Below are 24,501 nucleotides of genomic sequence, written 5' to 3'. Positions count from 1 at the left end.
TAGTTGGGTGAGGAATGAACGGAGGCGCAAGGTTTGGACCGACGCGACACGACCCACAGCAAGACCCAAGACATTCCGGGAACTGAAACTCCCGAAGAACGTCAGGTTTTCCTAAAGCAGGCGAATGACCGGTTGGCAACCTTGGTCAAGCGCAGTCGCGCTGCTTTGTTTTTGGAGCGGTTTTGGCGGGCAGTCTTTCCCGGCCTTGTAGTCCTTGCGATTTTTATCGGATTTTCCCTGATCGGCGGCTGGCTGGTTTTACCAGCTTGGGTACGTTTGATCGGGCTTTGTATTTTTGCCATTGCAGCAGTTTGGTCGTTTCGGGATCTCTTGCTTCTGAAATGGCCTTCTCGCGAGGATGCGTTATCGCGTATTGAACGTTCATCTAAGCAGAGTCACAGACCTCTGACGGCCGTTGAGGACAGTCTTGCGACTGGGCGCGCTGATCCCGCGACGCAGGCGCTCTGGAGGCTGCATAAGCGCCGTATGGCCGAAGCTCTAAAGGCTATGCGGGCCGGTGCGCCGGATCCGCGCGCCTATAAGCTTGATCCCTATGCAGTACGCGTCGCTGCCCTGATGCTGCTTGTTGTCGGAATGGTGTCCAGCGGGGAAGATCGCTGGTCTCGGCTGGGCTCCGCCTTTCGGGCGCCCGTAGATGTCGCCGCGATTGCGAGCCGCCTGGATGCTTGGGTGACACCGCCGCTCTATACTGACAAGCCACCCCTTTATTTGACGGGTGAAAGCGCAGCCTTGCGGGATCAGACCGCTCCAATCAAGGTCCCTGAAGGAACCGTTTTTGTCGTGCGCAGCCAAGGTGCAGAAGATTTTCGTATGGAAGTCTCTGGTGACATTGAAGCTAATGAAGAGGATGCGCCGAACGAGGAGTTGGTCGCTTCAAATAAGCTGCCAGTGGAGCGTGGTGCTTTGCTTGCAGGCTCCGGGCGTATTGAGCTTTATTCTGGCGAAACGCTGATAACTGGCTGGGCGTTTGATGTTCTTCCAGATGAAGCACCTGAAATTCGACTGACCAATGATCCGGAAGAGCAATTGTCCGGTGCGTTGAAATTCTCTTATCTGGTGAAAGATGACTATGGGGTGGTGTCTGCGGAGGCATTTATCCAGCCAGTGTCAAAATCTGAGAACGTGCTTGGGGCGTCGAGACCTCTGGTGGAAGCGCCGCAGTTTCCCCTGTCACTTCCCTCACGCTCGGGGACGGCCAAGACGGGAGAAACAATCCGGGACATCACGTCTCACCCATGGGCTGGATCTGATGTTGAGTTGACTATGGTTGCCCGCGATCAGGCTGGACAGGAGGGTGTTTCACCACCCCATGTCTTCACATTGCCACAACGTCCATTTCGCAAACCCTTGGCGCGCGCTGTTGTTGAACAACGGCGTAATCTTGCCCTTGATGCCAACAATCATGCCCGTGTCTTGATGGCTTTCGATGCGCTGCTACTCGCGCCGGCGAGCTTTGGGATGCCGACAAAGGATTACCTTGGGTTGCGATTTGCTTACAAGAGCCTCGTTCATGCGCAGTCTGATGATGAGCTTAGGGAGCTTTTGCCGCTCTTATGGGATCTGGCGCTAACAATTGAGGATGGTGATCTCTCTCTGGCTGAACGGGCTTTGAGAGACGCTCAGGAGGCTCTGCGAAAAGCCCTTGAAGAGGGCGCAAGCGATGAGGAAATTGCCAAACTGACTGAGAACCTACGCGAGGCTATGAATGAGTATATGCAGGCTCTTGCGGATCAGATGCGCCGCAATCCTCAGCAAATGCAGCCTTTCAATTCGCAGCAACAGCAAAGTCTCAGCCAGCAAGATCTAAGTGAAATGCTCGACCGGATCGAGGAGTTGGCCCGCACAGGTTCTCGTGATGCAGCGCGCGAACTTCTGGCGCAGATGCAACAGATGATGGAAAACATGCAAGCGGGGCGACCGCAAATGTCGCCCGATAGCATGACAAGCGAAATGATGGAGATGCTCAACGAGCTGGGTGAAATGATCCAGAAACAGCAACAGCTCATGGATGAAACCCATCAGCTCAACCGGCAACAACAGCAGAATCGGCAACGCCAGCAGCAGGGGCAATCAGGACAGCGCGGACAGCAGCCTGGGCAACAGCCAATGACCGCCGAACAACTTGCGGAGGCTTTGAAGCAGCTGCAGGAGGGACAGGGAGACCTGGCGCAACAGCTTCAGCAGTTGATGGATCAAATGGCGCAAAATGGCCAAGGCGAAGGCAACGAACTCGGCGAAGCCGGTGAAGCCATGGGACAGGCGCAAGAGTCTCTTGGTGAGGGGCAGGGCGAGCAGGCCGTTGGTCAGCAAGGCAACGCGCTGGATGCCCTGCGCCGTGGTGCAGAGGGTATGGCCGAGCAGATGATGGGGCAGGGCGAAGGCCCGGGAATGGCGCAAGGTCGATCTCCGCGTGATGAAGATCCGCTGGGACGCCCGCGCCGGACTGAAGGGCCAGATTTCGGCAATCAGGTCAAGGTTCCCGATGAAATTGATGTACAGCGGGCTCGCCGTATTCTGGAAGAGCTGAGACGCCGCTTCTCTGACCCGTCGCGGCCGAAGCTTGAACTGGATTATCTGGAGCGCCTTTTGAAGCGCTACTGAGCGGAGCCATTTCGCGGTCTTGCGAATTTTCGGCAAAGCAAAACCCGGGCGTTATCGAGAATAAAGGCCTGGATTCGGATTTTCAGCTCGCGTAGAGGCGTGTTTGTTCCGGAACAACGCCAGCGATTGCATGGCGAACAGACCGACGGATATCTGCCAGAGAAAACGGCTTGGTGATGACATCATGCACCAAGGCATCGAGGCCACCGGCTCGTTCACGCTGGTCAGCAAACCCGGTCATGAGCAGGATCGGCACGGATGGCCAGTCGCGCGATGTGTGAACAGCCAGTGCAATTCCGTCCATGATGGGCATTTTAATGTCTGATACGAGCAGGTCGAACTTGCCCTCCTCGCGCGCAAGAACCTCCACAGCTTCCGCGCCATCTTCAGCTGCCTTGACCCAATGGCCATCCAGCTCCAGTGCCCGCTTCACAAAGCTGCGAACAGAATCGTCATCTTCCGTCAGAAGAATGCGAGCCAAGTTCAGTCTCCTTCGTTCTCCCCATCGGTCCCGGTCTCTTCTCCGGGAACGACGTAGCCGATGAACGGCAATTGCCGCCAAGCGTGTCCCATGTCCATTCCGTAACCAACGACGAATTTATCCGGGCATGCAAATCCTACATAGTCGGCACTGATGGCGACTTTACGGCGCTCTGGTTTGTCAAGGAGCGCGACGATCTGCACTGACTTTGCACCCCGTTTCAGCATTCGTTCCTTGGCAAAGCTCAGTGTGCGTCCGGATTCCAGGATATCATCGACTAATATTATATCCCGCCCGTTAACGTCACTCTCGACATCGCGTAAAATCCGTATCTCTTTTGCACTTTCCGTACCCGCGCCGTAGCTGGAAAGATGCATGAATTCCATTTCTGGTGTTAGGCCTGATCTATGCATTGCGCGCACCAGGTCGGCGGCGAAAATGAAGCTGCCTTTTAGGATCGCAACGACCAGAAGATTTTCCGGTTTCGCTTCCGCAATGGAGTCAGCCAGGTCGGCGACACGCGCAGAAATAACGTTTTCATCGAAGAGGGTGTTGATTTGGATCGTCATTTTATTCGAGCACTACCTGACGTTTGTCGCGATCAATGAAGCGGACCTGAATATCGGCTGCATCCGTTGGCGGGTCGGCGAGAATGGTTCTGAACCGTGTTTCGTCCAGGGCTTTGAGCATTTTGGTTCTCGGTTCTACGGTCCAGGAATATATCTCCTGGAGATCGCCACCCCGAATGGAGAGACGGACCGCTGGAACCGGCGTTGTTGTGTCTTCTATATTGCGGATAGATCCCTCGACGACAAGCACAGGTTTTCCCTCTGCTACGTCATGGAAGGTTCTCAGGTCTCTGAATTCCAGACCGCGCAAATTGACATCAAACCCAATAATTTCAAAAAGGCTCGCCAGGTCGGGGGCTTGTTTCACGATGTTGTCGCGAATGAGGAACACAAATCCGGATAGGCTGATTGCGATGATTAAGAAAGCCAGCCCACCCATGCGGCGGAAGTTGCGGCGCATGATCCACTGCAAGATCGCGCCAAACCGGTTGCGCTTGAACTTGTTTGGATTGACCGTGATTTTTGGACGCTTTGCCATCGATTCAATGTCGATGGGCGCGTCGTCGTCGCCATCATCATCGGCTTCAACAGCAGCTGGTGTGGTCGTATTTGTAGCGGTTGGTCTGGGGGCCGGACTTTCTTCTGCAGCTGCCGCGAAACTTGTTTCTTCAGTAACTGCATTTTCGTCGGCTTCATCTTCGGCCCAGCTTTCTTCATCGGCTGAGGCCGCAGGCTTGAGGTCCATTTCCTCCGCCTCTGGCTCGAGGCCAACGAACCAGCGGTTGCCACAGCGCGCGCATTTCACACTCCGCCCTTCGGACCCTAAGGCTTCCGGTTTTATCTCGTAAGATGTGCTGCAGTCCGGACATTTGATCTTCATGTAAGAAGACCCTTCGCCTTAATGTGTATGATGGCTTTCACAGAGTAGCCGTGCGGGTGGATATCCGGCATAGATTTAGCGATAGGCTGCCTGTTGATATTAGCCTGACACTCAGTCTTCTAAAGGACATTCATATGTTTAATGAAGCGTTAACGCGAGGTCGTTAGCGTGCGGACTTTCCAAGGAGGACACAAGTGATCCGTTTTGAAAACGTCGGCTTGAGATATGGCATGGGTTCGGAGATCCTGCGAGACCTGACGTTTCGGATTGAACCGCAGTCTTTTCAGTTTCTGACGGGTCCTTCCGGGGCCGGCAAAACAAGCTTGATTCGATTGCTCTTCATGCAGTTGAAGCCAACTCGCGGACTTATCAAGGTTTTTGATCGCGACTTATCTGTCATCCGAAAAGATGAATTGCCAAGCTTACGCCGTAAAATTGGTGTGGTTTTTCAGGACTTTCGTTTGTTGAACCATCTGACGACCTATGAAAATATTGCACTGCCCTTGCGTGTTGCAGGTAAGGAAGAGTCAGAATACCGCTCTGATGTGATCGAACTCTTGAAGTGGGTTGGCCTCGGTGATCGCATGCATGTCCTGCCGCCAGTTCTATCTGGTGGTGAAAAACAAAGAGCTGCGATTGCGCGCGCCCTGATCACGCGGCCCGAAGTTCTCTTGGCGGATGAGCCAACCGGAAATGTGGACCCTCCCTTGGCACGTCGGCTTTTGCGGCTTTTCATGGAATTGAACAAGTTGGGGACATCTGTGGTGATTGCCACTCATGACATAGCTCTTCTGGAGCAAGTGGATGCTCGGCGCATGGTTCTGGCAGACGGCCGTCTGCAGATATTCGATTGAGGGGCCGATGGTTAAAGACGTGAAGAAGGCCATCGCTCGGAGCAAGACAGCATCCCGCATCAAGGGATTGCGCATGCCGGCTAAACCGACCGTGCCCCGGCGTAGCAACGGGAAAAAACCTTCGCAAACGCAGGCCGCGGTGAAATTGCGGTCCGCCGCACCAATTGTGCCGCCGCAATCTGTTGCCGGGCGGGCGCTGACCCTCGTTGTCGCGATCATGAGTTTTCTGGCTTGCCTGACAATTGGCGGCGTTTCCATTGTGTGGGACGCTGCTGATGATTGGCAGAATGATCTTGTCCGCGAAGTGACAATTCAAATTCGGCCTGCTGATGGGATCGATATGTTGCGCGAGATCGATAAGGCCGTGGCTTTGGCACAGGAGTTTCCGGGTGTGGAAACTGTGCGGGCCCTGTCTGACGATGAAACGCGTGCTTTGTTGCAGCCTTGGCTTGGAGATAACCTGGACCTCGACAGTCTCCCGGTTCCTCGTCTGATACAAATTACCGTTGACGATCCCGAAGCCCTTGATCTCGCCCAGTTGCGCTCCTCGCTGGAGCGACAGGTCGCAGGCGCAAGTCTGGATGATCATTCGGTATGGACGTCCCGACTTTCAGCCATGGCGGGTGCTGTCGTCTTTGGCGGAGTCTGCATTATGTTGCTTGTTCTGGGGTCGATGGTGCTCAGTGTCGTGTTTGCCACTCAGTCGGCTATGGCAGGCAACAAAGATGTTGTGTCTGTGCTGCATTTTGTCGGTGCCGAAGACAGTTTCATTGCACGCGAGTTCCAGAGGCATTTTCTGGTGCTTGGTCTCAAAGGCGGAATTTCGGGTGGTGTGTTCGCGTCAATGCTGTTCCTGATCCTCGACCTTTTCACCCGGCGTGGTGGTGGTCAGGCCGGATCTGATCAGCTATCCGCCTTGTTCGGTACCGTATCCGTCAGCCTTCCTGGCTATCTTGGTGTGATTGGGGTTGTGTTCCTGGTCGCTGTTTTGACTGCCTTAACGTCCGGATTGGCAGTCAAAGCCCATTTAAAACGTGTGGATTGACCACCGGTCGTGCTTTGCTTTCCAAAATTCCGAATCACCTATGATATTGATGAGATAGGCAATCTGGATAGAAAGGACCGGTCGAGGTGAAAACCGCGTCTGGTGACAACAGGCACAAGCCTGAACTTGAACAAGACGCTCCGTTGGAAAGCCGCCGGGGGAGATTCATTTATGTCTTGCTGGTCCTGGTGCCTCTGCTCGTACTGATCCCAGTTTTTCTGTCCTTTCTGAGCTTTGCGCACCATGTTGGAACTGTTTCGTCACCTGATGATCCGCGGGCCGATGCGATTGTCGTTCTGACGGGTGGAACCGAGCGTGTGGAGCGAGCTGTGGCCCTTCTGTCAGAAGGGCGGGCAATGCGTCTTTTGATTTCAGGCGTTCATCCGGGAACGACGCCCGAGCAGATTGCCTCGATCACGTCGGCGGAGATGCCCCTGTTTGATTGTTGTGTCGATCTTGATCGGTTGGCGATGAATACGACTGGCAATGCATCTCAGACTGCCGCTTGGGTGCGTTCAAATGGTTTTAAATCCTTGCTGGTGGTGACCAGCGCGTATCACATTCCAAGGGCCTTGGTTGAACTCGGAGAGTCGTTGCCCGGAGTCTTGCTGCTTCCCTATCCGGTTTACCCTTCCAGTCTGGATCTTCAGTCTTGGTATCTCAGCCCGAAGACATCCCTGCTTCTCATGAGGGAATATGTGAAGTATACCCTCGCACGTCTCAGAATATTTGTGACCCATGCGATGAATATATGATGCGCTCATGAGCGGTGAACAGGATCCGTTTTCTCTGCAAACAGCCAGGTAATATGCTTTTTCTACGCTCAACGATTTTCCAAATCCTGTTTTATTCATCGACCTTTGTGTTGATGGTGATCTTCTCGCCGGTGATGATCTTGCCCCGTCGATGGGGATGGTGGATCGTTCCCTTTTGGTCGCGTTTCAATCTGGCACTGCTCTGGCTGATTGTGGGGCTCAAATATGAAATTAGAGGGCGCGAGAATTTACCGAAGGGGGGCTACATTGTCGCGTCGAAGCATCAGTCGGCGTGGGAGACCTTTGCGTTAATTCCCGAATTTCGCGACCCTACATATATTCTCAAGCGAGAATTACGCTGGATTCCGGTTTTTGGCTGGTACACGGCAAAATTTCGGCAGATTCCGATCAATCGTGGCAAACGTTCTGCGGCGCTTGTCGCTATGATTGCTGCGGCAAAGGATTCTGTTGCCGAGAACCGGCAAATTCTGATTTTTCCGGAAGGAACGCGCCGTCCTGTCGGCGCAGAGCCAAAATACAAATACGGCATAGCTCATCTCTACAGGGATCTTGATTGCCCGGTGCTTCCTGTTGCCCTCAATGCTGGACTTTATTGGCCACGGGCGTCCTGGCTGGTGTATCCTGGTACCGTATTGGTCGAGATTTTACCGCCAATCCAACCCGGTATGCCTGCTGACAAATTTCAGGAAACTCTGGTTGACCAGATTGAAACGGTGACCGCGCGTTTGTCTGAAGAGGCACGAGGCGAAAAACGGCCCTCGCCTCTCTTGTCCAAGTTGCCAAATTCCTCTGGCGAATAGCATGTTGGCTTTAGAGACTGAGTTAACCGTTCAACCGGGATGCAAGCCAGGAGACGTTATGGTCCTTGATGCCGAGCTCGCTGAGGTGGGCTGCAGTGTTCAGGACGTATTCTGGGTTTCTGCCTGACTGACCAACGGCCTCGAGCACAATATCCAGTTGATCCGTGAGTGGGAGAGCTCCAGCATATTGTGCATGTTTGCGGTCGACCACGTAAGTCAGCGCTTCAACTGTCTCGCCAGTCTGAAGCGTGATTTTCCTCCAGCTCTCAAGATAAACCATAGTCACCTGTTCGCGCGCGCGCAGGTACTCGATGGTCTTGTTCCGGCTCTCCGAGCTGACTTTATAGGCCATGCCCCGGCAAGCACCGCCGCGATCCAGACCAAACACAAGGCCTGGTTTCTCCTGAGTGCCGCGATGGACCCAAGAATAAACGCAGAGTGAACGATGGGCACCGCGTAACAGTGCAGGTTTGCCGTCTTCGTGATCAAAGCCCGGGTTCCACATCAAAGAACCGTAGCCAAATACCCAAAAATCACTCATATCCACCCAGACCTTGCACAAGTTGTCGCTCGAATAGCAACGCTGTGGCTTTATTGCAAACTCACAGGCTGGCCAAAGATGGGTATTGAGCTGTGAAGGGCATCGGAAATTGGAGATCGACCTTGCAGGCAGGACCGAAGCGTAATTTGAGAATCCGCTATATTTTTCTTTCTGCCGCGGTTGTTCTGACCATTTTTGCGTGGTCAGCCGGCTGGTTTTACATGCGTGGGCAGCTGCAGAATCAGATTGAGCGGAACCTGAATGGCCTGGAGCAAGCTGGGGTGGCTGCGTCTTGTGCCGATCTGAAGATTGCCGGGTTTCCATTTCGGTTTGAAGTGAGCTGCGATGATACTTCCATCATAGATGCTGTGGGACGGACATCGCGTTTGAAGCGGCTTCTGGCTGTCGCGCTGGTTTATAATCCGTGGCACGTGATCATCGAAGCTGCTGGCCCATATATGTTCGAAGCTCCGGAGATTGGATTGAAGGCTTCTGCAGATTGGAAGTTGGCGCGCTCCAGTGTCCTGTATTCAACCGATGGACTGGATCAGCTTGATCTTGCTGTCGACGATCTGTCCCTCGCGGCTTTAGGAGCTGGGGTGGGCGTTGATCTTTCCGCCCAATCTGGTCAAATCAATTTACGGATTGCACCGGAAGATTTAACGGCCCTGGAAGCCTTTGTGTCTCTGACAGGGGTGAAATCCGCTATGCTTCCAAGCGATACTTCTCCTATAGATGGCAGGATTCATTTGCAGGTGCCAAATGGGGCGGTGCTTCTCAAGGGGCGGGGTCTCGAAAGTCTGCCAGGGGCTGAAGACGGTTCATGGCCCTTGAGGCTTGTCTGGTCCTCTTTGAAGTCTGATGAGTTACAGTTGGAGGCGACTGGGGATTTACGATTGGATCATCAAGGCCTCTTATCGGGAAATGTTGATCTTACCGTTTTTGATATTGAAGCTTTCGTTCAGTTTTTGTCCGAATTGATGCCGGGTCAAGCGCAGACTTTTGAAGCGATGAAAGGCGCTGCGTTGTCCTTTGGCCGGCAATCGCAGGACGAAGAAGATGGGCGCCTTAAGGTGTTGATGCCATTTACGCTTTCTGAAGGCCAGGTACGCCTTGGTCTTTTGCCACTTGGCGTGCTCCCGCCGGTTAACACCGGCAGGAGGTAAGGTGCGGGCCTACTATGAGCCTGAGGCGCGATCAATCGGGATGATGTAGCTTTTCAGGCGATCTGGTTCAGCGATCCGCTCATAAAGCGCAACGGATGGCGTATCCTTGCCCCTGACCAGCCAACGCAAGTGTAGCCAACCTCTTTTTTTACCCTCTTTTTCAAGGACTTCGATCATCTGACGGCCAATGCCCTGATTGCGAAAATCCGGATGCACATAGATGTCGTCAAGTTGGCCGATGCGAAGCCCTGTGATCAGTTCCGGAAGATCGAAAAAGACAGAGAAGCCGATCAACTGGTTGTCCTGATACGCGCCGATGACTTCTGACGTTTTGTCGGCGAGAATTCGATTGGCATAATACTCGTCCGGACGCCGAGGTGCGCCTCTTTCCAGGGCCTGTGCGTTCTCAGCGATCAGGGGTGCCAGCTTGTGGGCGTCTTCCGGGCCAAGGGGTCTGATGTCCGTTTTACTCATAGGATCTCCGGCATTTTACGGTCGATTGCTTTACCTGCAAGATGTCCTGAAAAGGCACTGACAATCAAGCGTCAGCGGGTAAGTTCCCATTGGTACATATGTAGAATATAATGAGCCTTTATCCATTTCAGTTTCCTCGCGTGCCTTACCGGGCGGGGTGCATTTCCCTAAGGATTATCGATGAATAAGGAGATGAGCCGCTCCAAGGCGACGTTGATCGGGTTAAGCGCTGTCTTGATGTGGGCAACGCTTGGGCTTTTTAGTGCCGGATCAGGCGCTGTTCCGCCATTTCTGCTGAACGCCCTGTGTTTCGGTCTGTCCGGAGTGCTTGCGCTTGTATGGCTGAGCTTTCGCGGCCGTCTCGGCTTGTTGAAGCAGCCTCTCAAAGTCTGGGCTTTCGGCACGATCGGATTGTTCGGCTTTCATTTTTTCTATTTCACTGCGATCCGCAATGCGCCGCCGGTCGATGCTAATCTGATCAACTACACATGGCCATTGCTGGTTGTTGTGTTTTCAGCATTTTTGCCGGGTGAACGCCTGCGGCTTCATCATGTTGTTGGAACGATTATTGGTCTTATTGGTGCGGTCCTGTTGATCTCCGGCGGCGAAGGCCTGTCTTTCGAGGATGGGTCGATGCTTGGTTATGGAGCTGCAGTGGTATCTTCCCTGTTTTGGTCTTCCTATTCCGTTCTGTCCCGCCGTCTCGGTAATGTGCCGACAGAAGCTGTTGCCGGGTTCTGTATTGTGACGGCGTTGCTGTCCGTCTTGTGTCATCTGCTTCTGGAAAAAACGATCTGGCCTTCGCAAGCGAGTGAATGGCTATCAGTGGCAGCGCTGGGATTTTTCCCGGTTGGCCTAGCCTTTTTTACTTGGGACATTGGCGTCAAGCGTGGGGATATTCAGGTTTTGGGGGCTGCTGCTTATTCTGCGCCTTTGCTTTCGACCTTATTGCTGATCGCATTCGGCTTTGGGGCGTTTACGCTTTCCGTTTCCTTGGCCTGTATTGCCATCACTGTTGGCGCGGTAATTGCGGCCAAGGAAATGATTTTTCGCCGCTCGTCTGCTCAAGGCGATTCCACTTCTGAGTTATGCGAAAGGCGAGTGGAAAAGCAGGGATCCTACCTGTAGCTTGCTGCACAGCAATATAGACGATGATGCTCGGGAGCTTTCGCCATGATCCAAGTCTACAATCCACGTCGATCGGCGCTTTATATGCCGGGGTCCAATGCTCGTGCTCTTGAAAAGGCAAAGACACTGGATGTGGACTGCCTGATACTGGACCTGGAAGACGCTGTTGCACCGGATTCAAAAGCTGAGGCGAGAGATCAGATCGTCTCTGCGGTCAGTGGCGGAGGCTATGGCAATCGTGAAGTGGTCATTCGTATCAATGCGTTGGACACCCCATGGGCCGATGATGATCTTGCTGCGGCCATTCAGTCTAAGCCTGACGCGATTCTGGTGCCGAAGGTGAATAGCCCGGCAGACTTGCAGCGAGTTGCGCATAGGCTCGCGGCTGGGCAAGCGCCAGAAAGTCTCAAGCTCTGGGCGATGATGGAAACGCCGCACGCGATGTTGAACGCTGCCGCGATTGGGGCCTGTGGCCGTGATCCGCAAGTTCGGCTGTCCTGCTTTGTCATGGGTACCAATGATCTGGCCAAGGAAACGCGCGCGCAGCTCAATCCGGGCCGTGAGATCATGACGCCTTGGTTGATGACTTGCGTTGCCGCTGCACGTGCTGGCGGGATCGATATTCTCGACGGTGTCTATAATGCCTTCAACGATCTGGAAGGTTTTGCAGCTGAATGCGCGCAAGGCGCAGAGATGGGTATGGATGGCAAGACATTGATCCATCCAAAGCAGGTTGAAACCTGTCATAAGGCCTTCAGCCCGTCGGAAGACGAGATTGCCTGGGCGCGCAAAATCAATGATTTGTTTGCCTTACCGGAAAACACCAACAAGGGTGCTATCCAGGTCGACGGGAAGATGGTTGAGCGTTTACATGCGGATATGGGGCTGCGTTCCATTGCGATCGCAGATGCGATTGCGGCCCGTTCCCAAGTTTGAGAGACGACATGAAATTATATCGCTTTATCACGGGCCCGGACGACAATGAATTTTGCCACCGGGTCAGTCAGGCCCTCAGCAATGGTTGGGAGCTGTCCGGTTCCCCTGCCCTTACGTTTGATGCCGAACGTGGTCGTACTATGTGTGGACAGGCTGTGACAAAAGAAGTTGCGGGCGATTATTCACGTGACCTTAAGCTGGGCGACTACTGAGGCGCATTAGAGCGCGAACATGTGATTGTCCCAAGCGACACCTGCCGGGCGTGCCAGCACGTCGGGGCGAGAGGTTGGATCTTCCAGATAGCTGAGACCGCCGGTGCCATCTGAAATCAGGAAGGCACGGTCATCTATGGGGGCAAGACCGCATCCGTCGATGACATCCTGTGTGCCGATCAGATCGCCGGTTGCTGCTGACCAGAACAGAATTTTTCCACCGCGCGGGGCCGATGTCGCGATGGTGTCGCCACTGGCATTGGCCACCACTGAGCCGATGTAGCCGTCAAGGTCAGCTCCTATTGTACCCGGTATTTCCGTCAGGCGGGGAGCGTCGTCCAGGGTCATGCGCGCCACAAGCGGCGGCGTTCGGCCATCATCACCTTCATATTGACCGCCAATCCAGACTTGTCCCTGCCCGTCTTTTGCCATGTGGCGCAGAGACAGTTGGTGGAGGTCTTTAGTCAAGGCATGACGTACCAGGATATCGCCTGTTTCGATATTGATGAAGGCAACAGACGGCGCCATCGTGTCGATGTTGAGTTTTTGGCGTGGTTTTTCAGGATGGGTCTGAATGCCACCATTGGCTACGACCAGGGTGCGGCCATGGTCTGTTAGAAGCAAATCATGTGGTCCGATGCCGCCTGTCTCGAATTCGCCCAATCTGCGGATTTCACGCCCGCTAACGTCATAGACACCAATTACACCGCGTACGGCCTCATAGTCATTTTCAACCGCATAGACGAGGCGGCCGTCTGCCGAAAAACAGCCATGGCCATAAAAATGCCGGCCAGCAATCGACGTCAGGATCTTGGGTTTTGTTTGCTCAAAAGGATCAATCAGAAGTGCAAATGTGCCCGGTCGCCGTGCGAAAGCCATCAAACGGCGTTTGTCTGGTGACACTGCCATGCCGTGCCCACGGCTCGGTAATGGAACACGTGCGACGTCTTGCCCTGCATCATCAATGATTGCCAAAGCATAGTTTCCGTTGGCTTCTCGTCGCGCGCTGGCAAAAAGAGGCGTGCCAAGAAAAGCCGGATTCAACAATCCCTCAGCCATTGCGCCCTTGCTGAGACCGGTTGCTGTGAGTGCCGTTAGACCACCGAGCCCTGTAAGGAACGCTCGGCGGGAAACCTCAACCCTGTCAGTCGCCGTCCAGTGCATTGAAGCCTCCGGTAAGACTAAGGGCTCCGGCAAGTTCCAGCGCCATCGTATCTCGCAGACTGTTGACCGTGATGACCAGAAGGTTCAGGCGGTTATAAATCTCGTCATCCTTGATGGATTGCCGAAGCGGCTGGTTGATGGCCTTCAGGCTGGTAATGCCGTTGTTGAACTCGAAGTCGAGCGAGTTCAGCAGCCAGCCGAATTCCTTGCCGAGGGACGGTGAGAAATTTGCGGCCACCAAGGTTGCATGAATGCCCTCCAGTTCGGAAATCAAATAAGCTCGACCGTCGGCTGACCGGGTAAAAGGCAGGCGGTTTGCCTTGGACTTGCTAATTTCGGTCCCTATGGCTGGCAGGAGTTCCTGATCCTTGACCACGATCAATCCGGTGACAAGGGCGTTGAAGATGGTCTCAATGGCTTCCTTGGAAGACCTGATCTGGCCAGTTTCCGGGCTCGGTGACAGCAGGCGAGAACTATAGCCGTCTGGGTCCTGCCATTCGACGCTGATTTTGGATGTTATCCGCGAGACATTCAGCGTGATGGCTTCGGCATAGCCGCAGATGTAGTCTCGCTTATCTGATGGATCTCCGAGGATGACGTTTCCAGATTTGTCGAAAGCGATCAGCTGTAGGGCTGTGAGTCCTTGAAGGGCAACGCTTTTTTCTGCCAGCTGAGCCGGATTGGTCGCAGAGGCATCTTGCTCTGCCAGCATTTTGCGGATCTGGCGTTGTGTGATGCCGCGCGGATCGGGCATGAAGGCGAGGCTCTCCAGTCTGTGATCATCGATCAGAGGGCCAAACCGCAAAAAGCTGACTCCGCCAAATGCTTCGACGAGGGCGCGATAGCGGTCAGAAAATTCTGCTTTGCTTTCCTGCGTGGTATCCTGGCATACGGCATTTGTTGCAGGAGCCAGAAGAGCAGCCTCTTCGGCAAATTTGGCGAAGGCCGGACGAATATAGCCGTCTATGCTTTGCTGGACATGGGGCGTGTCGTCATCAATGGCCCATGCTGGAGCAGTGCAGAATACGGCTGCTGCTAAAGTGACTGAGGCTACGATTGTCTTGTGCATCAAAGTGTCTCCAGAAAGCGGATCAAGGCCGCGCGGTCTTCGGTGGGGAGCTCGACAACATGATCTCGCGACTGTTTCGCTTCCCCGCCATGCCACAACACTGCTTCGAGCAGGTTGCGTGCACGTCCATCATGCAGAAAGCGTGTGTGCTTGTTGACTGTTTCGGTCAATCCAATACCCCAGAGTGGTGGAGTGCGCCATTCTTTGCCGTTTGCATCTCCAACCGGGCGGCCATCTGACAAGCCATCTCCCATGTCGTGAAGCAGCAGGTCAGTGTAAGGCCAGATCAACTGAAAACGGTGAGCGGCGTTCTGAGCGTTGCGGCTGGTGACGTATTTGGGTCGATGGCAGTTCGCGCAGCCAGCTTCATGAAAGACCTCCTTGCCCTTGAGGACTTGGGGGGCACTCATGTCACGGCGTGCGGGAACGGCGAGGTTCTCGGAATAGAAAGTTACCAGTTCCATCACCGGATCCGGGGCTTCTGTCGGGCCAAGGCGTGCTTGTTCGCCATTCGGCATCTTGCGGCAATCTGCCTGAGTTTCTGTACAATCGCCCCAGGGTGCAGGCTTGTCTGGTGAGCCAATACCAATGTCACCCGAAAAAGCGCCTGCAGTCTGGGCTCGAACTGATGGATTTGACGCTTTCCAGCCAAAGCGGCCGATGGTCAGCTCGCCAGTTAATGGATCCCGAACCTTGCTGATTTTTCCAGAGATGCCGTCGCCGTTGATGTCATCAGGATCAGCTTGGGCTTCGATGTCGCCTGGGTGAATAGCTTCCAGAAGACCCATGCCGATCATGGGGGGAGCAACACGGGGGGAAATTAGGGCATCTGAATGCATGTCACCGTAACCGAGATCGCGGATCACGTAGGTCGGTTTCTGCAAGGTGGCGCTTTCACCACCTGAAAGTTTGACGGGAATATCCTCCAATTCAATGTCGAACCGGCCTTCACCGGCAACACCGGGTACAGCGAAGGTCTGAAACTGACCGCCATAGGTAGGTTCCGGAATGCTCAAAAGGGCCCTGGAGGAGAGTAATTCTTCCTGCTCTGCATTTTGTGGCGGAACGGATAATCTCAAGAACAAAGACACAGCGTCATGACCAGGCAGTGGCGGTCGGCCGCGGCCATCCTTGAGGTGGCATGCCTGGCAGGAGCGGGCGTTGTAAAGAGGTCCCAGACCATCGGAGGCCTGTGTTGAAGATGGGGACGAAGCCCAAAGCTTCTTGAACAGGCCATTGCCGACTTTGAAGGTTTGTTCTTCCTCAAAGGTTATGTTGGCCGATGAATGAGAGAATATGTCCCGGTTGATGCGCTTGCGGGTTGTCGCTGCTCCGCCGGACATGAATTCGAATGTCTCGGGCTTTGAAAAGTCACGGGGGGTCGAAACAATGCTGGCAACCCTGGCACGGTCTGCGGGCGTCAGGTCATTTCGGTGGGGAAGTAGGTCTTCCGCTGAGGCGGGCAGCACAAAAGCTGTCGCTAGCAGCATGGACAAACACCATCTGGTCGAAGTCATGGTATTGCGTGGCCAATCGGTTCGCGTCACTGGTCTGACGCCGTGTGCCCCTCATTACCACAGCATCAAGAATTAAGCGGCGGGCAAGTGGACACTGCGTCCATTCGCCCGCCGCCCGGATGTCTTACTGGAAGACGGATGTCGGGTTGTCGAGGCTATCGGAGCCTTCGAACGCAATTGAATCAAGGTCGAGAGCCGTCACAACACGTTCGATGGATTTGGTCTGATCAACCAGGGCATCAACCACGGCCTGAACCACGGCGTTGCCTTCGTCGTTGCCTTCGCCAATCATCTGATCGTAGCTTTCGCCGCCTTCAGCGCGCGCCTTCATGACTTCGAGAGCCGCCAGGGTTGCATCGAGCTTTGCTGTCATTTCTGCGGCCAGCGCAGGGTCCTTTGCTTCGACCATGTCAGCGATTGATGCACCGTCAACGTCATGTCCGTCGACGCTCTTGTAGGCACCGAAGTAAACATTGCGGATGCCGACAACGTCATTGTAATGGGACATATGCGTGTTGTCGGAGAAGCAGTCATGCTCTTCTTCCGGGTCATTCAGCATAAGGCCAAGCTTGATGCGCTCACCAGCCAATTCGCCGTAAGATAGGGAGCCCATTCCGGTCAGGATCGTTGCCAGTCCGCCAGCGTCGCCCTTTTCTGCCAATTCCTTGCGCGCAGCACCGTCCTTGGACCATGCAGCGACCATTTCTTCAAGGTCGGAGATGAGCAGGTCTGTGGCTGACTGCAGGTATGCAACGCGACGATCACAGTTGCCGCCTGTGCAATTTGCAGTGTCGAAGTCAGTTGCCGGGCGGTTGCCAGCGCCGGGACCTGTGCCGTTGAGATCCTGGCCCCAGAGCAGGAATTCGATGGCGTGGTAGCCGGTCGCCACATTGGATTCAATTTCGCCAGCTTCCTGAAGATTTTCAGTCAGAAGTGCTGGAGTGATGACTGTTGCGTCAATGGTTTCGCCATTGATTTTCAGCGTTGCATTTGCAATCACATTGGCTGTGTAGAAGGCGTTTTCTTCAGATTCTTCGCCATAAGACGCATCAACGTAATCGATCAGGCCTTCGTCCAAAGGCCAAGCATTTACTTTGCCTTCCCAGTCATCAACGATGGCGTTGCCAAAGCGGTAGGCTTCTGTCTGCTGGTATGGGGTGCGTGCTGCAATCCAGGCGCTGCGTGCTGCCGCAAGCGTTTCCTCGTTTGGGTTCGCGATAAGAGCGTCGATCGCAACTTTCAGCGCCTTGGCTGTGGACAGTGAGTCCGTGAACGTCGCTTCTGCAACATTGCCATATGTATCGAGTACTTCACTTGGCGTTGCTGCCAATGCAGGCATTGCGATCAGTGCGGTTGCAGCCAAAAGGCCAAACTTCAAAGATTTCATCTTTCGTTTCCTCAATTTGCCGGAGCCTAGCATTGTGCGTGCTCTCCGAATTCAATGACGTCGGTGTTGTTGGCCGAGTTTCCTGAGTGGGCACTCTTCGAGTGTCAGGCTGGATAGGTCGACCGAGTTCAAAATGAGATCGCAGCTTTTGAGAGCTGCAGCGAATTCCGTGGCTGCGAAAATCGTGTCTTTATGTCCGCCGGGTGAGACCAGAGCAGAGCTGATGACCTCAACGGTTTCGCTGTCTTCCGACTGGGCCGCAGACACGAGAGCCGTAACCAGACATTCGTCCTGGCACAATTTGGTGCAGTCATAAGGGAAGAGGCAAAAATGACGTGTGGCATGTTTGTTGAGCGCCCTAGCGTAGCAAGACAACTCGGAGACTGGCTGACGGGCCTGCTCTGTGCCCAGTTCACTTGCATAAAGCTCCCAGGCCATTTCCCAACACCGAATGTCTCCAGTCGAATATCCGCCCATGTAGCGACGTACACCTTCAACCACGAGCCGCTCCGCCCGTTTCTCGATGTCTATTGGCCATGCCATTCCGGTCATGCCGGGGTCTCCTGAGGTCTTATGCGCCCAAAATCTCCTTTCGGGAGGAACCATTTTATGACTATATAAGTCAAGTATAAATCAGAGTAATATCAATATATTAGAATAGTTCCAAACTTTGAAATTGCCTTAATAACTACATTTTTGGAAAAACAGATGGAATCATAAACCCTTAGGCAACGGGCTTTTTGTTAGAGTTCATTTGCCTGTTTGAGAATGAAGCCTTAGCTTTACGATCAACTGGGATCTCAGAACGCGGTCCATCGGTTCCTTGCAACTTTCACATGACAGTCGGACTCTAAATATGCTCACTGCATTCAAGCAATTCATTCGCGAAATCACGCTGGGCGATAGCGGCAAGCAGGAGTTTGCCGAAAACGATACGCGGTTGGCAGCGGCGGCACTCTTGTTTCATTTGGTTGATGTTGACGGAGTAATCGAAGAAAGCGAAAGCGAGAAGCTTCGTGAAATTCTCAAGACGCATTACGAATTGAATGATGCGGAAACGACAGAACTGATCGCAGCGGCCAAGCAGCGCGATGATGAGGCGGTGGATCTTTACGGCTTCACCTCTGTTCTAAAGCGCACCACAGATGAGACTGAGCGGCTCGCCATCGTCGAAATGATGTGGCAGATAGTTTACGCTGATGGTCATGTCCATGAGTTTGAAGACAATACTATTTGGCGCGTGGCCGAGCTGTTGGGCATCTCTTCACGTGACCGGGTCACGCTGCGACATAAGGTTGCGAAGACTGCACCGGAAAGCGGAGAGCCTGTTTAAAACTGCAGCGCAAAAAAGCTCGACGCATGTGCAAAAAACGTTAAAGTTTGCCCTATGAGACTGGAACCGTTCGAAACGTCACCTTCACCCAAAATTCTGGTTGTCCTGCATCAGGAAAACTCTTCTCCTGGCCGGGTTGGTCAGGAACTGGTGAAGCGTGGTTTCGCGCTTGATATCCGCAAACCACGGTTTGACGATACGCTGCCAGATACAATGTCGGATCATGCTGGTGCTGTTATATTCGGCGGTCCGATGAGCGCAAATGATCCGGATGGGTTTGTGCAAAAGGAGATTGACTGGATCAAGGTTCCGCTTTGCGAGGAGAAGCCGTTTTTGGGCATTTGCCTTGGTGCCCAGATGATGGTCAAGCAAATGGGCGGAACGGTTTCGGCACATCGGGATGAGCTGGTTGAGATCGGTTATTATCCGATTCAGCCGACACTTGTTGGCGAAAAGCTGCTGAGTTGGCCGAAAAAAGTATATCAATGGCACAAGGAAGGTTTTGATCTGCCTGCCGGATGTGACCTTTTGGCGTCTGGTCCATCATATCCCAATCAGGCAATTCGTTATGGCCATAATGCGTTTGGCATTCAGTTCCACCCGGAACTGACACACTCGATGCTGGTCCGTTGGACAACAAAAGGTGCGCCGCGCATGAGTTTGCCGGGCGCGCAGATGCGCCGGGATCACTTCGCCGGCCGTTATATCTATGATGCTGCGGTTCGCAGCTGGCTTGATGACTTCATGGATTTGTGGATTGGGACGGCGACCTCACCGGCTGTAAGCACAAGTTTTAGCAGCGCCGCGGAATAATACCGAACGGCACTATGCAGCCCTTACTTCAACAGTATGCATTTAATTTTGCTCTATGGCGCACATGAATGATCATGGTTGCATGTAGCAGGACTGCTGCACTGAGCCCGAGCGCATGATACGCTATCGCATTATCGCCTGCCACGCGGATCATGCCGTCGAGCGCCATGAGGCTCCATACGCCATAGGGAATGAACAGCAGAACCGCCGTTGCAAGGCCCGGATTGTAGCTCCTGAGAATGCCGACTGCACCAACGTGGGAGACTGCATTTACCAGTAGAAGATAGCTGCCGATCAAGGCGAGGCCGGAATTGAGCCAAAATGTCAGCCATATTACGGCGAAGATCAGCGCCCAGACGCCGATGACATTGATCACCATCGTTGCCAGCTTGGTTAGGACCTCTCAATCATCAATCCGCGCCTGGCTCAAAGACAATCAGCAGATCCTTTGCATCGATCTGCGCGCCCGGGGCCACCAGAAGCTCAGCAATGATGCCATCGCGCTCGGCGTGCAGCGCGGTCTCCATTTTCATGGCTTCGATAGACAGCAGCACATCGCCAGCGGTGATGCTTTGACCTGGCTTTACCGCCACGGTTGAGATGACGCCTGGCATTGGGGCACCTAAATGGGCTTCGTTATCTTCTTCTGCCTTGCGTTTGGCCGCAGCGCCTGCAGCGCCATGGGCGCGATCAGGGACCTTGATGATCCGAGGCTGACCGTTCAACTCGAAGAAGACTTTCTTTTCGCCGTCTTCGTTTGTTTCGCCGATGGCCTGACAGCGCACCACAAGGGTTTTGCCGGGCTCAAGTTCGACCAGTATTTCGTCGCCCGCTTCCAGGCCGTAGAAATAGACCGGTGTCGGCAAGACCGAAGTTGGACCATATTGCTGCTGTGCCTTGTCGAAATCGGTAAAGACCTTGGGGTACATCAAATAAGCTGCAAGGTCGGCATCATCGATGTCACGCCCTGTGCTATCCGCGGCTGTTTTTCGTTCAGCTTCCAGATCAGCTTGTGCTAGCAGGGAACCTGGCCGGACCGTGATCGCGGTTTCTCCCTTCAACACCTTGTTTTGAATGGCGATGGGCCAGCCACCGGGGGATTGACCCAGATCTCCGCGTAGCATCTGCACAACGGATTCTGGAAAGGCAACTTCCTTGGCTGGATCTTCAACATCAGCAACCGTCAGGCCCTGACTGACCATCATCAGTGCCATGTCGCCGACAACCTTGGACGAGGGCGTTACCTTTACGATATCGCCAAACATCATGTTGACGTCGGCATAGGTCTGGGCGACCTCGTGCCAGCGTGCTTCCAGGCCGAGAGATCGTGCCTGTTCCTTGAGGTTGGTGAACTGGCCGCCTGGCATTTCATGAAGGTAGACTTCTGAAGCACCGGAACGGAGGTCGCTTTCGAACGCACGATACTGGCCGCGTACAGCTTCCCAATAAAACGAGATCTGGCGAATGGTTTTCGGATCCAGGCCCGTTTCGCGTTCCGTTCCACGCAGAGCTTCAACGATAGAGCCAAGGCATGGCTGAGAGGTCAGGCCTGACAGCGCATCCATTGCGGAATCCACCGCATCCACCCCCGCTTCAACGGCTGCCAGAATTGTGCTTGCGGCAATGCCGGATGTGTCGTGGGTGTGGAAGTGGATCGGAAGATCTGTTTCCTGCTTCAGCGTGCGGATCAAGACTTTGGCCGCTTCCGGTTTCATCAGGCCAGCCATATCCTTGATCCCAAGGATATGTGCACCTGCTGCTTCCAGTTCTTTGGCAAGAGCGACATAGTATTTCAGGTCATACTTCGGCCTGGCGCTGTCCAGCATGTCGCCGGTGTAGCAGAGGACGCCTTCACAAAGCTTGTTGGCCTCGATCACGGCGTCCATGGAAACGCGCATGTTCTCGACCCAGTTGAGGCAATCGAAGACGCGGAATAGATCGACGCCATTCGCTGCAGCCTGGCTGACGAAAAATTTCACAACGTTGTCGGGGTAATTCGTATAGCCAACGCCATTGGATCCGCGCAGCAGCATTTGCAACAGGATATTCGGTGCTTTTTCGCGAATTATGCGCAGGCGTTCCCAAGGGCTTTCTGTCAGGAAGCGCATGGAGACGTCAAAGGTTGCGCCCCCCCAGCATTCCAGAGAGAAAAGATTTGGCATGCCGGTGGAATAGGCATCTGCAATGCGGACAATGTCGTTGGTCCGCATCCGGGTTGCCAGCAGTGATTGATGTCCATCGCGCATGGTGGTGTCTGTCACCAGGGCGCGGGTTTCAGCCTTCATCCACTTGGAAAAACCCTTCGGTCCGAGCTGATCGAGCAGCTGACGGGTTCCATCTGGTTTTTTGTCGCCAAAATCCGGAATCTCCGGCAACATCGCTTCGCTGGCAGGATGCGGGCGAGACCGTGTCTCCGGGTGACCATTGACTGATACATCGGCAATGTATGTCAAAAGCTTCGTTGCGCGATCCAGCCGCCGGGTCTGTTCAAACAGGGCCGGTGTCTCGTCGATAAAGCGGGTTGTATAGTTGTTCGATCGGAAATCGGGATGTGCGATGATGTTCTCCAGGAACACCAGATTGGTTGCCACACCGCGAATCCGAAATTCACGCAGGGCGCGGTCCATCCGCTTGCAGGTTTCTTCCGCGCTTGGGGACCAGGCGGTGACCTTTTCCAGCAACGGATCATAGAAACGGGTGATCACAGCGCCGGAATATGCCGTGCCGCCGTCTAGGCGGATGCCGAAACCGGTTGCGCCACGGTAGGCGGTGATGCGGCCATAATCAGGAATGAAGTTCTGGTCTGGATCTTCTGTTGTGATGCGGCACTGAAGAGCGTGGCCGTTTAGGCGAATTTCGTCCTGCAGTGGAACGCCGCTCTCAGCGGAGCCGATTTTGGCACCGCCTGCGATCTGAATCTGAGCCTTGACGATATCGATGCCGGTGACTTCCTCTGTCACCGTGTGTTCGACCTGAACGCGTGGATTCACCTCAATGAAATACACAGAGCCGGTGTCTTTATCCATTAGGAATTCGACTGTTCCGGCACCGCGATAGGTTACTTCCCTGCCGATTTTCAATCCATATCCGCAGAGTTCCTGGCGCTTTTCTTCATCTAGATAGGGAGCAGGTGCGCGCTCAACTACTTTTTGGTGGCGGCGCTGTACGGAGCAGTCGCGCTCAAAGAGGTGAACCAGTCCACCTTTGCCATCGCCGAGAATCTGGACTTCGACATGGCGTGCCCGTTCAACGAGCTTTTCCAGGTAGATCTCGTCCTTGCCGAATGCTGCGCTGGCTTCACGTTTGGCTGCCACAACATCGCGCATGAGTGTTGTTTCATCGGGGATGACACGCATGCCGCGTCCACCGCCACCCCATGAGGCTTTCAACATGACCGGATAGCCGATCCCTGATGCGAGGCGTTTGATCTCGTCCATGTCATCTGGCAGGGGATCGGTTGCAGGCATGACTGGAACGCCCGCTTCAATCGCGAGATTGCGGGCGGCAACCTTGTTGCCCAGGCGCCGCATGGTGTCCGCTTTAGGACCTATGAAAATGATGCCAGCTTCTTCGCAAGCATCTGCAAATTCAGGGCTTTCGGAAAGGAAGCCATAGCCAGGATGAATAGCGTCAACCTTGGCAAGCTTTGCAACTCGGATGATTTCGTCGATGGCCAGATATGCTTCAATCGGACCCAGGCCTTTTCCAATCTGGTAGGCTTCGTCAGATTTGAAGCGATGCAGCGCCAGCTTGTCCTGTTCGGCGAAGACGGCGACGGTCTTCAAGCCCAGTTCATTGGCGGCGCGAAAGATGCGAATTGCAATTTCAGACCGGTTTGCGACGAGAATCTTGCGAATTGCCAAAAGCATTTCTCCCAAATACCTGCGTCCGTCGCCCCTTGCGACGTTCACCTTACGTTTTTTACTTGGGTCGAAGGAATAATAAAAGGGGCAGCACCTATGTCCTTTTCATTTTTCGCAAAAGTGCTGTACCTAATCGGACGCTTATTGTGAGTCTGAACCCTAGTTGATCAACTTCAACCGCAAAGCCTCAGCAACAGCATGTGTGCGGTTTCTGGCCTTTAACTTTGCGGTTGCCTCCTTGAGATACCAATCTGCAGTGTGTCGTGAAATTCCAAGAGTATCAGAGATGTCTGCGCTGGTTTTTCCTGCAGCAGTCCATTTCAGACATTCTATTTCCCGATTGGTCAAGGAAGGGCTGTTGGGTTTGGAGAAGGCCGATCTATCTGTCAGCATCATGCTGTGATCGTAGGCATAAATGCCTGCAAGATGCAGGGCCTTCATTTCTTCAGGCGTAACATCAACTCTGTCACCAGCCAAAAAGAGACTGCCTTCAAAGCCAATGGAGCCGTAAACTGGGATCAAAACACCATCGGTCAGATTAAAGCTGCGTGCTTCTTCCAAAATGGCCACGCCTCGTTTTGTGATGCCATGGTCATTTTTCGTGTCTGACCAGACAAATGGCATTGCACCGCGGGCTGCACGTGCGACGACGGGGTCATCGATGACATATTGGTTGTCGAGATAATGAGTGCGCCATTCCGGGTTTCCTCCGGACGCAAGGGCATGAGGATGTGTGAGAGATCCACGGCCAGTGAATGTGGCAAGAGCATAGGCGGAGAACCCATAGTTCGTCGCGAGGTTTGACAGACTGCTTGCCATGTCTTCGATGGAATTGATCTTGGAAAAAGTTTTTGTAAAATCCAAAGCGGGA

At 53.9% G+C, this 24,501-nt stretch carries 24 protein-coding genes; 11 read left to right on the top strand and 13 right to left on the bottom strand.

The annotated features are described in order from the left end of the window. The first annotated feature begins 33 nt into the window (after positions 1-33). The gene (locus V6575_RS12385; protein ID WP_340274672.1) at positions 34-2,622 is read left to right on the top strand and encodes a TIGR02302 family protein; all 2,589 of its coding nucleotides are present in this window, start codon (positions 34-36) and stop codon (positions 2,620-2,622) included. Positions 2,623-2,704: 82 nt separating this feature from the next. Here V6575_RS12385 and V6575_RS12380 read toward each other — a convergent pair whose 3' ends face one another. From V6575_RS12380 to V6575_RS12370, 3 genes are read right to left on the bottom strand one after another with little or no spacing between them, the layout of a single operon-like run. Then, entirely contained in the window at positions 2,705-3,103 is a 399-nt protein-coding gene (locus tag V6575_RS12380; protein WP_340274670.1) for a response regulator, read from the bottom strand. 2 nt (positions 3,104-3,105) lie between these two features. Continuing rightward, positions 3,106-3,672: a hypoxanthine phosphoribosyltransferase gene (hpt, locus tag V6575_RS12375; protein WP_340274669.1), complete on the bottom strand. Its 567-nt coding sequence runs from the start codon at positions 3,670-3,672 to the stop codon at positions 3,106-3,108. A 1-nt stretch (position 3,673) separates the two neighbouring features. Beyond that, a complete protein-coding gene (locus tag V6575_RS12370) occupies positions 3,674-4,552 on the bottom strand; it encodes a zinc-ribbon domain-containing protein (RefSeq protein ID WP_340274668.1) in 879 nt (292 codons plus the stop codon). A gap of 194 nt (positions 4,553-4,746) precedes the next feature. Between V6575_RS12370 and ftsE the strand changes: the two genes are divergently transcribed. The 4 genes from ftsE to V6575_RS12350 all read left to right on the top strand — a co-directional run bounded on the left by ftsE (position 4,747) and on the right by V6575_RS12350 (position 8,027). After that, positions 4,747-5,406, top strand: a complete 660-nt coding sequence (gene ftsE / locus V6575_RS12365; protein ID WP_340274667.1) for a cell division ATP-binding protein FtsE — start codon at positions 4,747-4,749, stop codon at positions 5,404-5,406. A 7-nt stretch (positions 5,407-5,413) separates the two neighbouring features. Next, entirely contained in the window at positions 5,414-6,451 is a 1,038-nt protein-coding gene (locus V6575_RS12360; RefSeq protein ID WP_340274665.1) for a cell division protein FtsX, read from the top strand. 86 nt (positions 6,452-6,537) lie between these two features. Next, a complete protein-coding gene (locus V6575_RS12355) occupies positions 6,538-7,206 on the top strand; it encodes a YdcF family protein (protein WP_340274663.1) in 669 nt (222 codons plus the stop codon). Between the two features lie 53 nt (positions 7,207-7,259). After that, a complete protein-coding gene (locus tag V6575_RS12350; RefSeq protein ID WP_340274661.1) occupies positions 7,260-8,027 on the top strand; it encodes a lysophospholipid acyltransferase family protein in 768 nt (255 codons plus the stop codon). A 22-nt stretch (positions 8,028-8,049) separates the two neighbouring features. On the opposite strand, the gene V6575_RS12345 is transcribed toward V6575_RS12350, so the two are convergent. Continuing rightward, entirely contained in the window at positions 8,050-8,568 is a 519-nt protein-coding gene (locus V6575_RS12345; protein WP_340274659.1) for a gamma-glutamylcyclotransferase, read from the bottom strand. A 122-nt stretch (positions 8,569-8,690) separates the two neighbouring features. On the opposite strand from V6575_RS12345, the gene V6575_RS12340 reads away from it, so the two are divergent. Beyond that, positions 8,691-9,734 carry a DUF2125 domain-containing protein gene (locus tag V6575_RS12340; protein ID WP_340274657.1) on the top strand — a complete coding sequence of 348 codons (1,044 nt, stop codon included), beginning with the start codon at positions 8,691-8,693 and terminating at the stop codon, positions 9,732-9,734. Positions 9,735-9,746: 12 nt separating this feature from the next. On the opposite strand, the gene V6575_RS12335 is transcribed toward V6575_RS12340, so the two are convergent. Then, positions 9,747-10,208: a GNAT family N-acetyltransferase gene (locus V6575_RS12335; protein WP_340274655.1), complete on the bottom strand. Its 462-nt coding sequence runs from the start codon at positions 10,206-10,208 to the stop codon at positions 9,747-9,749. Between the two features lie 180 nt (positions 10,209-10,388). On the opposite strand from V6575_RS12335, the gene yddG reads away from it, so the two are divergent. The 3 genes from yddG to V6575_RS12320 are packed head-to-tail and all read left to right on the top strand — an operon-like array spanning position 10,389 to position 12,484. Continuing rightward, positions 10,389-11,336 (top strand): aromatic amino acid exporter YddG, encoded by a 948-nt coding sequence (gene yddG, locus V6575_RS12330; RefSeq protein ID WP_340274654.1) that lies wholly within the window; start codon positions 10,389-10,391, stop codon positions 11,334-11,336. Between the two features lie 45 nt (positions 11,337-11,381). Continuing rightward, positions 11,382-12,272 (top strand): HpcH/HpaI aldolase/citrate lyase family protein, encoded by an 891-nt coding sequence (locus V6575_RS12325; RefSeq protein WP_340274653.1) that lies wholly within the window; start codon positions 11,382-11,384, stop codon positions 12,270-12,272. A gap of 8 nt (positions 12,273-12,280) precedes the next feature. Further along, the gene (locus tag V6575_RS12320; protein WP_340274652.1) at positions 12,281-12,484 is read left to right on the top strand and encodes a DUF1737 domain-containing protein; all 204 of its coding nucleotides are present in this window, start codon (positions 12,281-12,283) and stop codon (positions 12,482-12,484) included. A gap of 6 nt (positions 12,485-12,490) precedes the next feature. Here V6575_RS12320 and V6575_RS12315 read toward each other — a convergent pair whose 3' ends face one another. The 5 genes from V6575_RS12315 to V6575_RS12295 form a co-directional block, all read right to left on the bottom strand. Further along, positions 12,491-13,648: a DUF1513 domain-containing protein gene (locus V6575_RS12315; RefSeq protein ID WP_340274650.1), complete on the bottom strand. Its 1,158-nt coding sequence runs from the start codon at positions 13,646-13,648 to the stop codon at positions 12,491-12,493. Beyond that, positions 13,629-14,717: an imelysin family protein gene (locus tag V6575_RS12310; RefSeq protein WP_340274649.1), complete on the bottom strand. Its 1,089-nt coding sequence runs from the start codon at positions 14,715-14,717 to the stop codon at positions 13,629-13,631. The genes V6575_RS12315 and V6575_RS12310 overlap by 20 nt, the downstream gene beginning before the upstream one ends. Then, on the bottom strand, positions 14,717-16,207 hold the full coding sequence (locus tag V6575_RS12305; RefSeq protein WP_340274648.1) for a di-heme oxidoreductase family protein: 1,491 nt from the start codon (positions 16,205-16,207) through the stop codon (positions 14,717-14,719). Before V6575_RS12305 ends, V6575_RS12310 begins: the two co-directional genes overlap by 1 nt. Before the next feature lie 151 nt (positions 16,208-16,358). Further along, positions 16,359-17,621, bottom strand: a complete 1,263-nt coding sequence (locus V6575_RS12300; RefSeq protein WP_340274647.1) for an imelysin family protein — start codon at positions 17,619-17,621, stop codon at positions 16,359-16,361. A 51-nt stretch (positions 17,622-17,672) separates the two neighbouring features. Beyond that, positions 17,673-18,173 (bottom strand): hypothetical protein, encoded by a 501-nt coding sequence (locus tag V6575_RS12295; protein ID WP_340274645.1) that lies wholly within the window; start codon positions 18,171-18,173, stop codon positions 17,673-17,675. Positions 18,174-18,477: 304 nt separating this feature from the next. Here V6575_RS12295 and V6575_RS12290 point away from each other — a divergent pair, with 304 nt between their 5' ends. Next, entirely contained in the window at positions 18,478-18,954 is a 477-nt protein-coding gene (locus V6575_RS12290) for a tellurite resistance TerB family protein (protein WP_340274643.1), read from the top strand. Positions 18,955-19,008: 54 nt separating this feature from the next. Beyond that, positions 19,009-19,767 (top strand): glutamine amidotransferase, encoded by a 759-nt coding sequence (locus V6575_RS12285; protein WP_340274642.1) that lies wholly within the window; start codon positions 19,009-19,011, stop codon positions 19,765-19,767. Between the two features lie 28 nt (positions 19,768-19,795). On the opposite strand, the gene V6575_RS12280 is transcribed toward V6575_RS12285, so the two are convergent. The 3 genes from V6575_RS12280 to V6575_RS12270 form a co-directional block, all read right to left on the bottom strand. Then, the gene (locus tag V6575_RS12280) at positions 19,796-20,146 is read right to left on the bottom strand and encodes an HXXEE domain-containing protein (RefSeq protein WP_340274641.1); all 351 of its coding nucleotides are present in this window, start codon (positions 20,144-20,146) and stop codon (positions 19,796-19,798) included. Positions 20,147-20,177: 31 nt separating this feature from the next. After that, positions 20,178-23,636: a pyruvate carboxylase gene (pyc, locus tag V6575_RS12275; protein ID WP_340274640.1), complete on the bottom strand. Its 3,459-nt coding sequence runs from the start codon at positions 23,634-23,636 to the stop codon at positions 20,178-20,180. Positions 23,637-23,789: 153 nt separating this feature from the next. Further along, positions 23,790-24,494 carry an autoinducer binding domain-containing protein gene (locus V6575_RS12270; RefSeq protein ID WP_340274639.1) on the bottom strand — a complete coding sequence of 235 codons (705 nt, stop codon included), beginning with the start codon at positions 24,492-24,494 and terminating at the stop codon, positions 23,790-23,792. Positions 24,495-24,501: the final 7 nt, after the last annotated feature.

The sequence above is a fragment of the Roseibium algae genome (genome assembly GCF_037783265.1).
Taxonomy (GTDB): Bacteria; Pseudomonadota; Alphaproteobacteria; order Rhizobiales; family Stappiaceae; genus Roseibium; species Roseibium algae.
This window is presented reverse-complemented; position numbering and strand designations above follow the sequence as displayed.

Bases quoted from the DNA above. Each gene is read 5' to 3' on its own strand.
- pyc (WP_340274640.1), bottom strand. From the start codon at position 23,636: ATGCTTTTGGCAATTCGCAAGATTCTCGTCGCAAACCGGTCTGAAATT.
- V6575_RS12345 (WP_340274659.1), bottom strand. From the start codon at position 8,568: ATGAGTGATTTTTGGGTATTTGGCTACGGTTCTTTGATGTGGAACCCG.
- V6575_RS12370 (WP_340274668.1), bottom strand. From the start codon at position 4,552: ATGAAGATCAAATGTCCGGACTGCAGCACATCTTACGAGATAAAACCG.
- hpt (WP_340274669.1), bottom strand. From the start codon at position 3,672: ATGACGATCCAAATCAACACCCTCTTCGATGAAAACGTTATTTCTGCG.
- yddG (WP_340274654.1), top strand. From the start codon at position 10,389: ATGAATAAGGAGATGAGCCGCTCCAAGGCGACGTTGATCGGGTTAAGC.
- V6575_RS12310 (WP_340274649.1), bottom strand. From the start codon at position 14,717: ATGCACAAGACAATCGTAGCCTCAGTCACTTTAGCAGCAGCCGTATTC.
- V6575_RS12300 (WP_340274647.1), bottom strand. From the start codon at position 17,621: ATGAAATCTTTGAAGTTTGGCCTTTTGGCTGCAACCGCACTGATCGCA.
- V6575_RS12290 (WP_340274643.1), top strand. From the start codon at position 18,478: ATGCTCACTGCATTCAAGCAATTCATTCGCGAAATCACGCTGGGCGAT.
- V6575_RS12305 (WP_340274648.1), bottom strand. From the start codon at position 16,207: ATGCTGCTAGCGACAGCTTTTGTGCTGCCCGCCTCAGCGGAAGACCTA.
- V6575_RS12325 (WP_340274653.1), top strand. From the start codon at position 11,382: ATGATCCAAGTCTACAATCCACGTCGATCGGCGCTTTATATGCCGGGG.
- V6575_RS12280 (WP_340274641.1), bottom strand. From the start codon at position 20,146: ATGGTGATCAATGTCATCGGCGTCTGGGCGCTGATCTTCGCCGTAATA.
- V6575_RS12320 (WP_340274652.1), top strand. From the start codon at position 12,281: ATGAAATTATATCGCTTTATCACGGGCCCGGACGACAATGAATTTTGC.
- V6575_RS12285 (WP_340274642.1), top strand. From the start codon at position 19,009: ATGAGACTGGAACCGTTCGAAACGTCACCTTCACCCAAAATTCTGGTT.
- V6575_RS12335 (WP_340274655.1), bottom strand. From the start codon at position 10,208: ATGAGTAAAACGGACATCAGACCCCTTGGCCCGGAAGACGCCCACAAG.
- V6575_RS12295 (WP_340274645.1), bottom strand. From the start codon at position 18,173: ATGACCGGAATGGCATGGCCAATAGACATCGAGAAACGGGCGGAGCGG.
- V6575_RS12315 (WP_340274650.1), bottom strand. From the start codon at position 13,648: ATGCACTGGACGGCGACTGACAGGGTTGAGGTTTCCCGCCGAGCGTTC.
- V6575_RS12350 (WP_340274661.1), top strand. From the start codon at position 7,260: ATGCTTTTTCTACGCTCAACGATTTTCCAAATCCTGTTTTATTCATCG.
- V6575_RS12360 (WP_340274665.1), top strand. From the start codon at position 5,414: ATGGTTAAAGACGTGAAGAAGGCCATCGCTCGGAGCAAGACAGCATCC.